We start from the raw sequence: 7,172 nt of genomic DNA on the forward strand, positions 1-7,172 counted from the left end.
CCCCGGAGCGTCACCCGGCTGACCTTAAACGGCCTGACAAACACAACGCGCTGTCGGTGGTGATGATCGCGGCACTGACCGGGGCTACCGGGCGGCTCGGCCGCGACCGGGCGGTGCGGGAGATCGCTCTGACAGACGCGGGCGACTTTTTTTGTGCGGTCGGTGATCGGCTGGTTGCAGGGTGGTGCGTTCGGCATCGGGGTCGGTATGGCCTCGGTATGTGATGTGGCCATTGGTGTTTCCGGGGCCCGGTTCGGCCTGACTGTGACAGTGGATGCAATGCTGTCCGCTGTGTTGGAGGAACTTGCGCCCGAATGCCTTGTGGGCCACTACCACGATACGGGCGGCTGGGCGCTGACCAATACCGACCCCAAGCTGGCGCGGGGTGTCGACACCGGCCCGGAACTTGTTTTTTGTTGCGTGAAGCAGGCAAATTCGAACAGGAGATGCTGACGTGAAGGATGTCTACGCCGCCGCCGAACGATTGATGGGGATGAGCAATGAGACCTGGCGCCGCCATGCCTCCCCCTGGTCGGTCTATACGAGGATGCTAACGCTGCCCTTCCTTGCGCTGGCGATCTGGTCGCGCGTGTGGATCGGCGTATGGGCATGGGCGGCCGTTGCTGTGGTCATCGCTTGGGTCTTGCTCAATCCGCGTGCCTTTCCGCCACCGGCCAGCCTGGACAATTGGGTGTCGCGTGGGGTGCTGGGGGAACGTGTGTTTTTGCGGCGGCGAAACGAGGTTGCGGGACATCACCGGGTCTGGGCAACGATTCTCACGACCGCATCCGCTCTGGGCGCCGTCGTTCTCGGGCTGGGGCTGTGGTGGCTTGATCTCGCATGGACCGTGTTCGGCACGATCCTGACGATGGGATCGAAAATCTGGTTCGTGGATCGCATGGTCTGGCTTTATGGCGAATGGCTTCGAGACACGGGAAGAGAGTTGGGCGATGTATAAGACGATCATCAGTGCGACCGATCCGCGTGGCGTTACGACGCTGACGCTCAACCGGCCTGAGAAGCACAACGCGCTTTCCGCGGCGATGATCGCCGAACTGACCGAGGTTGCGGGGCGATTGGGACGCGATCCTGCCGTGCGGGTGATCGTGTTGACCGGCGCGGGCGACAGTTTCTGCGCCGGGGGCGATCTGGGCTGGATGCGCGAACAGATTGCGGCCGATGGCGCAACTCGGGCGCGTGAGGCGACGAAGCTTGCGATGATGCTGAATGCGCTCAATACCTGCCCGAAGCCGGTGATCGGCCGCGTGCAGGGCAACGCTTTCGGCGGCGGGGTCGGCCTGGCCTCGGTCTGTGATGTGGCCATTGGTGTCAATGGTGCCCGTTTCGGCCTGACCGAGACGCGGCTTGGCCTGATCCCGGCGACCATCGGCCCCTATGTGCTGGCCCGGATGGGCGAGGCGATGGCGCGGCGGGTCTTCATGTCAGCGCGCCTCTTTGGCGCGGACGAGGCGGTCAGGCTGGGCCTTCTGGCCCGTGCCGTCGATGCCGATGACCTTGATGACACGATCGAAGCCGAGGTCGCCCCCTACCTTGCCTGTGCACCGGGTGCGGTCGCCGAAGCCAAGGCGCTGGCCCGCAAGCTTGGGCCGAGGATCGATGAGGCAGTGATCGCCGAAACCATCGGCGCGCTCGTACGGCGCTGGGAAAGCCCCGAGGCCGCCGAGGGAATCGCCGCCTTCTTCGACAAGCGCGCGCCGGGCTGGAAAGCTTGAGAAACTGCAACGAGCCAGCCACCGCAATCATGTCGGGTAGCGTTAACTGCCCGCCAGAGCCGACATTTTCCGCGCCATACGCGACAGATTGCAGCCCGCCTTTGGTTGACCCCGTCCGGGCGGGGGAGTAAACGGGCGAGAGCCATATGACGCGTGTGCAACACGTGCGGGACGAAGGAGCCAACGGTGGACGATCAGCTCAGAGAATATCTTCCCATCCTCATCTTTCTCGCCATGGCCGTCGGTCTTGGCCTTGTCCTGATCCTCGCGGCGGTTGTCCTTGCCGTCCGCAACCCCGATCCGGAGAAGGTTTCGGCCTATGAATGCGGCTTCAACGCCTTTGATGACGCGCGGATGAAGTTCGATGTGCGCTTCTACCTCGTCTCGATCCTGTTCATCATCTTCGACCTGGAAGTGGCCTTCCTCTTCCCCTGGGCGGTGGCGTTCAAGGATATCTCGATGGTCGGGTTCTGGTCGATGATGGTGTTCCTTGGGGTGCTGACGATCGGCTTTGCCTATGAGTGGAAGAAGGGGGCGATGGAATGGGCGTGATGACGGGGGCGAACACTGCCGGTGCCGACCGTGAGGTCGCGACCCAGGCGCTGAACCGCGAGCTGCAGGACAAAGGGTTCCTCCTGACCACGACCGAGGACATCATCAACTGGGCGCGCAACGGCTCTCTGCACTGGATGACCTTCGGGCTTGCCTGCTGTGCGGTCGAGATGATGCATACCTCGATGCCGCGCTATGACCTTGAGCGCTTTGGCACCGCACCCCGCGCAAGCCCGCGCCAGTCCGACCTGATGATCGTTGCCGGCACGCTGACCAACAAGATGGCGCCTGCGCTCCGCAAGGTCTACGACCAGATGCCCGAGCCGCGTTATGTCATCTCCATGGGGTCCTGCGCCAATGGCGGCGGCTACTACCATTACAGCTATTCCGTTGTGCGCGGCTGCGACCGTATCGTGCCGGTGGACATCTATGTGCCGGGCTGCCCGCCCACGGCCGAGGCGCTCTTGTACGGTATCCTGCAGTTGCAGCGGAAGATCCGCCGCACCGGCACCCTGGTTCGCTGAGGAGGAACCCATGTCCGAAGCCCTTCAGGAGCTGGCCGCCCATATCGAGATCAAACGCCCCGATGAAGTGGTCGCGACCGAGATCGCGTTCGGCGAGCTGAACGTCACCGTCACGCTTGCGGGCCTGACCGATTTCGTTGAATTCCTGCGCGCCGACCGGTCCTGCCGGTTCTCGACGCTCGTCGACGTCACCGCCGTCGACTACCCCGAACGTGTGGCCCGGTTCGACGTCGTCTATCACTTCCTGTCAATGTACCAGAACGCCCGAATCCGTGTCCGCGTTCAGGCCCGCGAAGAGGATATGGTGCCCTCGATCACCGACATCCACCCTTCGGCCAACTGGTTCGAGCGGGAGGTGTTCGACATGTTCGGCATCATCTTCTCCGGCCATCCCGATCTGCGCCGCATCCTCACCGATTACGGGTTCCGGGGCTATCCTCTGCGCAAGGATTTCCCGACCACGGGCTATACCGAGGTGCGCTATGACGAAACGCTGAAGCGGGTTGTCTATGAGCCGGTGAAGCTGGTGCAGGATTACCGTCAGTTCGATTTCATGAGCCCGTGGGAAGGCGCGGAATACATCCTGCCGGGCGATGAGAAGCAGGAGGCCAAGGGCTGATGGCCGAACCGGTGGTCATGTACGGGATCGGTGCGACGAAGGCGGGGACCTCTTGGCTCTACCGCTATCTCGCCGCGCATCCCGACTGCTACCTGCGCTCGATCAAGGAACTGCATTTCTTCGACGCCCGTGAACAGGACAGCCGCGACTGGTATCTGAAGCAGTTGAAAAACGCCGGCGCGTCGCTGGGGCGCCGCATTGCCAGCGGGCAGGGCGGAGAGAACGGCCAGGCCAGCCTGCATCTGGCTGAGATCGGCATCTATTCCAATATCCTGCGTAAGGGGGATGAGACCGCCTATCTCGCCTTCCTGCAGGACGGGCGTGAAGATGAACGGGTCGTCGGTGACATTACGCCCAGCTATTCGCTGCTTTCGGCCGAATGTCTGGCCCATATGGCCAAGATCGCGGGGGATGCGCGGTTCGTCTATCTGATGCGCGATCCGGTCGACAGGCTCTGGAGTCATGTTCGCATGATTGCCAGGCGTCGCAGCAAGGATGGAAGTGACATTCCCGAACGCGCCGCACGGATTTTCGATAAGACGCTTGATGGGCAGGAAGAGCATATCGTCGAACGCGGCGACTATCGTGCGACGCTGGAAAAGCTTGAAATGACGCTCGACCCTGACCGGGTCTTCCTCTGCACCTATGAAGAGCTTTTCTCGGATGCCGCGCTCGACCGGCTCTGCGAATTTCTTGGTATCCGGCCGATGCCGGGCGATTACGACACCTGCGTTCATACCGGCATTCCGGTGCCGATGACCGCGGATCAGAAACAGCGCGCGGCGAAGTTCCTTCGCCCGCAATACGATTATGTCGCGTCAAAGCTCGGGCAGATGCCCCGGGGCTGGGGTGCGGCCATGGCAGGGGCATAAGATGATGGACGGTTCCAGAGGCTATGAAGATGCGCTGACCGGCGAACAGCGGATCCGCAACTTCAACATCAACTTTGGCCCGCAACACCCTGCGGCGCATGGCGTTTTGCGGTTGGTGCTTGAGCTGGACGGCGAGGTTGTCGAACGCTGCGACCCGCATATCGGGCTTTTGCATCGCGGCACTGAAAAGCTGATGGAAAGCCGCACCTATCTGCAGAACCTGCCCTATTTCGACCGGCTCGATTACGTTGCGCCGATGAACCAGGAACATGCCTGGTGTCTGGCGATCGAAAAGCTGACCGGCACCGTGGTGCCGCGCCGGGGCTCTCTGATCCGGGTGCTTTTTTCGGAAATCGGCCGCATTCTGAACCATATCCTCAACGTCACCACGCAGGCGCTCGATGTCGGCGCGCTGACGCCGCCCTTGTGGGGGTTCGAGGAACGCGAAAAGCTGATGGTCTTTTATGAGCGGGCCTGTGGCGCGCGGCTTCACGCCGCCTATTTCCGCCCCGGCGGTGTGCATCAGGACCTGCCCGATGACCTTCTCAATGATATCGAGGAATGGGCGACCCATTTCCCGAAAATCATCGACGATCTTGATGGCCTCCTGACCGAAAACCGTATCTTCAAGCAGCGGAATGCCGATATTGGCATCGTGCATGAGGATGATGTGCTGCGCTGGGGTTATTCGGGCGTCATGGTGCGGGGGTCCGGCATGGCCTGGGACCTGCGTCGGTCGCAGCCCTATGAATGCTACGATGAGTTCGACTTCAAGATCCCGGTCGGCAAGAACGGCGACTGCTATGACCGCTACCTCTGCCGCATGGAAGAGATGCGCCAGTCGGTCTCGATCATCCATCAGGCCATCGCCAAGCTGCGCGCCCCCGAGGGCAAGGGCGACGTTATGGCGCGGGGCAAGCTGTCACCGCCGAAACGGGGTGAGATGAAGACCTCGATGGAGGCGCTGATCCATCACTTCAAGCTTTACACCGAGGGCTTTCACGTGCCCGCGGGCGAGGTCTATGCCGCCATCGAAGCCCCCAAGGGCGAGTTCGGCGTCTACCTTGTCGCCGACGGGTCGAACAAACCCTACCGCACCAAGATCCGTGCCCCCGGCTATCCACATCTGCAATCGATCGACTGGATGGCCAAGGGCCACCTTCTGGCCGACGTCGCCGCGATCATCGGCACGATGGATGTCGTGTTTGGGGAGATTGACCGGTGAGATTCTCCTGTCTGGCCTGCAGTCTGCTTCTGGTCCTGTCCGGCGTCGGTGCTCATGCTAGCGACGATCCTTGGCCCACCGTGTATGCGGCGTTCGAGGCGAACGACTGCACCTTGACCGAAACCACTCTTGTCGAGATCTTCGCCGAGAGGGGCTACGACACCTGGACCATCAATCAGATGGTTGTATCGCTCGGTAACAGTGGTGACGTTCGCTACGACGCCCCGACCGAGAGCTACAAGCTCATCACTACCGAGAAGTGCCAATAATGCTCCGCCGCCTTCACCACGAACAGCCTGCCTCATTCGAATTCACGCCCGCGAACCTTGCCTGGGCGAAGGGGCAGATAACGAAGTACCCTGAGGGCCGTCAGGCTTCGGCGATCATCCCGCTTCTGTGGCGCGCGCAGGAGCAGGAGGGCTGGCTTTCCCGCCCGGCCATCGAACATGTCGCCGATATGCTGGGGCTTGCCTATATCAGGGCGCTGGAAGTGGCGACCTTCTACTTCATGTTCCAGCTGCAACCCGTTGGTTCTGTTGCGCATATCCAGATCTGCGGCACCACGTCCTGCATGATTTGCGGGGCAGAGGATCTGATCCGCGTTTGCCGCGAAAAGATCGCTGCCCAGCCGCATCAGCTGTCCGCCGATGGCAAGTTCAGCTGGGAAGAGGTCGAATGCCTTGGTGCCTGCACCAACGCGCCCATGGCCCAGATCGGCAAGGATTATTACGAGGATCTGACGGCCGAGAGCCTCTCGACACTTCTCGACGACATGGCCGCTGGCATGGTGCCGGTGCCGGGTCCGCAGAACGGTCGCTATGCGTCAGAGCCGCTCAGCGGTCTGACCAGCCTGAAAGAGTACGAAAAGGGCCGGGCGAAACATAACGGCTCGGTCCAGCTTGCCGTCGATATCGGCGACAGCGTCAAGCGCATCGACGGAACCGAGGTGCCGCTTCTGACCCCGTGGCTGGGCAAATCCAGTGCCGCGAAAGCACCTGCAAAGAAAGCCGCCCCGGCGGCAAAGCCCGCAAAGGCCGATAAGCCTGCTGCCAAGGCCGAGGTCAAAGCGGACGCTAAACCGGCCAATGCCAAAAAACCCCGGGCAATGAAGGCACCGCGCAAGGGTGGCGCGGATGATCTGAAGATGATCAAGGGCGTCGGCCCGAAGCTGGAACAGATGCTGCATGGCATGGGCTTTTTCCACTTCGATCAGGTCGCGGCCTGGAGTGAGGCGGAGCTGGCCTGGGTTGATGACAATTTGGAAGGGTTCAAGGGCCGCGCCAGCCGCGATGGCTGGATCGATCAGGCAAAATTGCTGGCCGAAGGCGGTCAGACCGAGTTTTCCAAACGCGTGAAAAAGGGCGAAGTTTACTGAAAAAGTAACGGAAACGGGGAGTGCGAGGGATGACGGGACAGGGCAGCGCGGAATGCCGCAGGAATTCATGGTGGGTTGCGATCGCGGGCGGTGTGCTCGTGGCGCTGATGCTGTTGCTGGTGGCCAAGTATGGGGTCTTTTCGGCCCTGCTGATCGGCGCGATCTTTGCAGTGGTTCTGGGTTTCTTCCTTACATGGGCGTTCTGCTCCAAGGCAGAGGACCTGCGCGCCGTCGAGGCCGCAGCCCCCGTTGCTGCCGCCCCGGCGCCCGAA

The 7,172-nt window shown here is 61.9% G+C and carries 10 protein-coding genes and 2 pseudogenes; all 12 read left to right on the top strand.

Features of this window, described 5'->3' with window-relative positions:
• Window positions 1-224: pseudogene (locus WBB85_RS21830) on the top strand (hypothetical protein); the annotation flags it as partial.
• Entirely contained in the window at window positions 208-453 is a 246-nt protein-coding gene (locus tag WBB85_RS21835) for a hypothetical protein (RefSeq protein WP_432640677.1), read from the top strand. The pseudogene WBB85_RS21830 and the gene WBB85_RS21835, both read left to right, overlap by 17 nt.
• A 1-nt stretch (window position 454) precedes the next feature.
• Window positions 455-958, top strand: coding sequence for a DUF6653 family protein (locus WBB85_RS21840; protein ID WP_432640678.1), 504 nt, complete (start codon window positions 455-457; stop codon window positions 956-958).
• The gene (locus tag WBB85_RS21845; protein WP_432640679.1) at window positions 951-1,733 is read left to right on the top strand and encodes a crotonase/enoyl-CoA hydratase family protein; all 783 of its coding nucleotides are present in this window, start codon (window positions 951-953) and stop codon (window positions 1,731-1,733) included. Before WBB85_RS21840 ends, WBB85_RS21845 begins: the two co-directional genes overlap by 8 nt.
• Before the next feature lie 186 nt (window positions 1,734-1,919).
• Window positions 1,920-2,285, top strand: coding sequence for an NADH-quinone oxidoreductase subunit A (locus WBB85_RS21850; RefSeq protein ID WP_432640680.1), 366 nt, complete (start codon window positions 1,920-1,922; stop codon window positions 2,283-2,285).
• Window positions 2,276-2,809 (top strand): NuoB/complex I 20 kDa subunit family protein, encoded by a 534-nt coding sequence (locus WBB85_RS21855; RefSeq protein ID WP_432640681.1) that lies wholly within the window; start codon window positions 2,276-2,278, stop codon window positions 2,807-2,809. Before WBB85_RS21850 ends, WBB85_RS21855 begins: the two co-directional genes overlap by 10 nt.
• 10 nt (window positions 2,810-2,819) lie before the next feature.
• Window positions 2,820-3,428, top strand: a complete 609-nt coding sequence (locus WBB85_RS21860; protein ID WP_432640682.1) for an NADH-quinone oxidoreductase subunit C — start codon at window positions 2,820-2,822, stop codon at window positions 3,426-3,428.
• Window positions 3,428-4,300: a sulfotransferase family protein gene (locus WBB85_RS21865; RefSeq protein ID WP_432640683.1), complete on the top strand. Its 873-nt coding sequence runs from the start codon at window positions 3,428-3,430 to the stop codon at window positions 4,298-4,300. Before WBB85_RS21860 ends, WBB85_RS21865 begins: the two co-directional genes overlap by 1 nt.
• A 4-nt stretch (window positions 4,301-4,304) precedes the next feature.
• The gene (locus WBB85_RS21870) at window positions 4,305-5,525 is read left to right on the top strand and encodes an NADH-quinone oxidoreductase subunit D (RefSeq protein WP_432640686.1); all 1,221 of its coding nucleotides are present in this window, start codon (window positions 4,305-4,307) and stop codon (window positions 5,523-5,525) included.
• A complete protein-coding gene (locus WBB85_RS21875) occupies window positions 5,522-5,794 on the top strand; it encodes a hypothetical protein (protein WP_432640684.1) in 273 nt (90 codons plus the stop codon). The genes WBB85_RS21870 and WBB85_RS21875 overlap by 4 nt, the downstream gene beginning before the upstream one ends.
• On the top strand, window positions 5,794-6,900 hold the full coding sequence (gene nuoE, locus WBB85_RS21880) for an NADH-quinone oxidoreductase subunit NuoE (RefSeq protein WP_432640685.1): 1,107 nt from the start codon (window positions 5,794-5,796) through the stop codon (window positions 6,898-6,900). The genes WBB85_RS21875 and nuoE overlap by 1 nt, the downstream gene beginning before the upstream one ends.
• Before the next feature lie 29 nt (window positions 6,901-6,929).
• Window positions 6,930-7,172, top strand: a pseudogene (locus WBB85_RS21885) (hypothetical protein); the annotation flags it as partial.

The organism is Albidovulum sp. (assembly GCF_049646345.1).
Lineage (GTDB): Bacteria > Pseudomonadota > Alphaproteobacteria > Rhodobacterales > Rhodobacteraceae > Albidovulum.

Coding starts and splice junctions, on each gene's coding strand:
- WBB85_RS21865 (WP_432640683.1), top strand. CDS start 3,428: ATGGCCGAACCGGTGGTCATGTACGGGATCGGTGCGACGAAGGCGGGG.
- WBB85_RS21835 (WP_432640677.1), top strand. CDS start 208: ATGGCCTCGGTATGTGATGTGGCCATTGGTGTTTCCGGGGCCCGGTTC.
- WBB85_RS21855 (WP_432640681.1), top strand. CDS start 2,276: ATGGGCGTGATGACGGGGGCGAACACTGCCGGTGCCGACCGTGAGGTC.
- WBB85_RS21860 (WP_432640682.1), top strand. CDS start 2,820: ATGTCCGAAGCCCTTCAGGAGCTGGCCGCCCATATCGAGATCAAACGC.
- nuoE (WP_432640685.1), top strand. CDS start 5,794: ATGCTCCGCCGCCTTCACCACGAACAGCCTGCCTCATTCGAATTCACG.
- WBB85_RS21870 (WP_432640686.1), top strand. CDS start 4,305: ATGGACGGTTCCAGAGGCTATGAAGATGCGCTGACCGGCGAACAGCGG.
- WBB85_RS21845 (WP_432640679.1), top strand. CDS start 951: ATGTATAAGACGATCATCAGTGCGACCGATCCGCGTGGCGTTACGACG.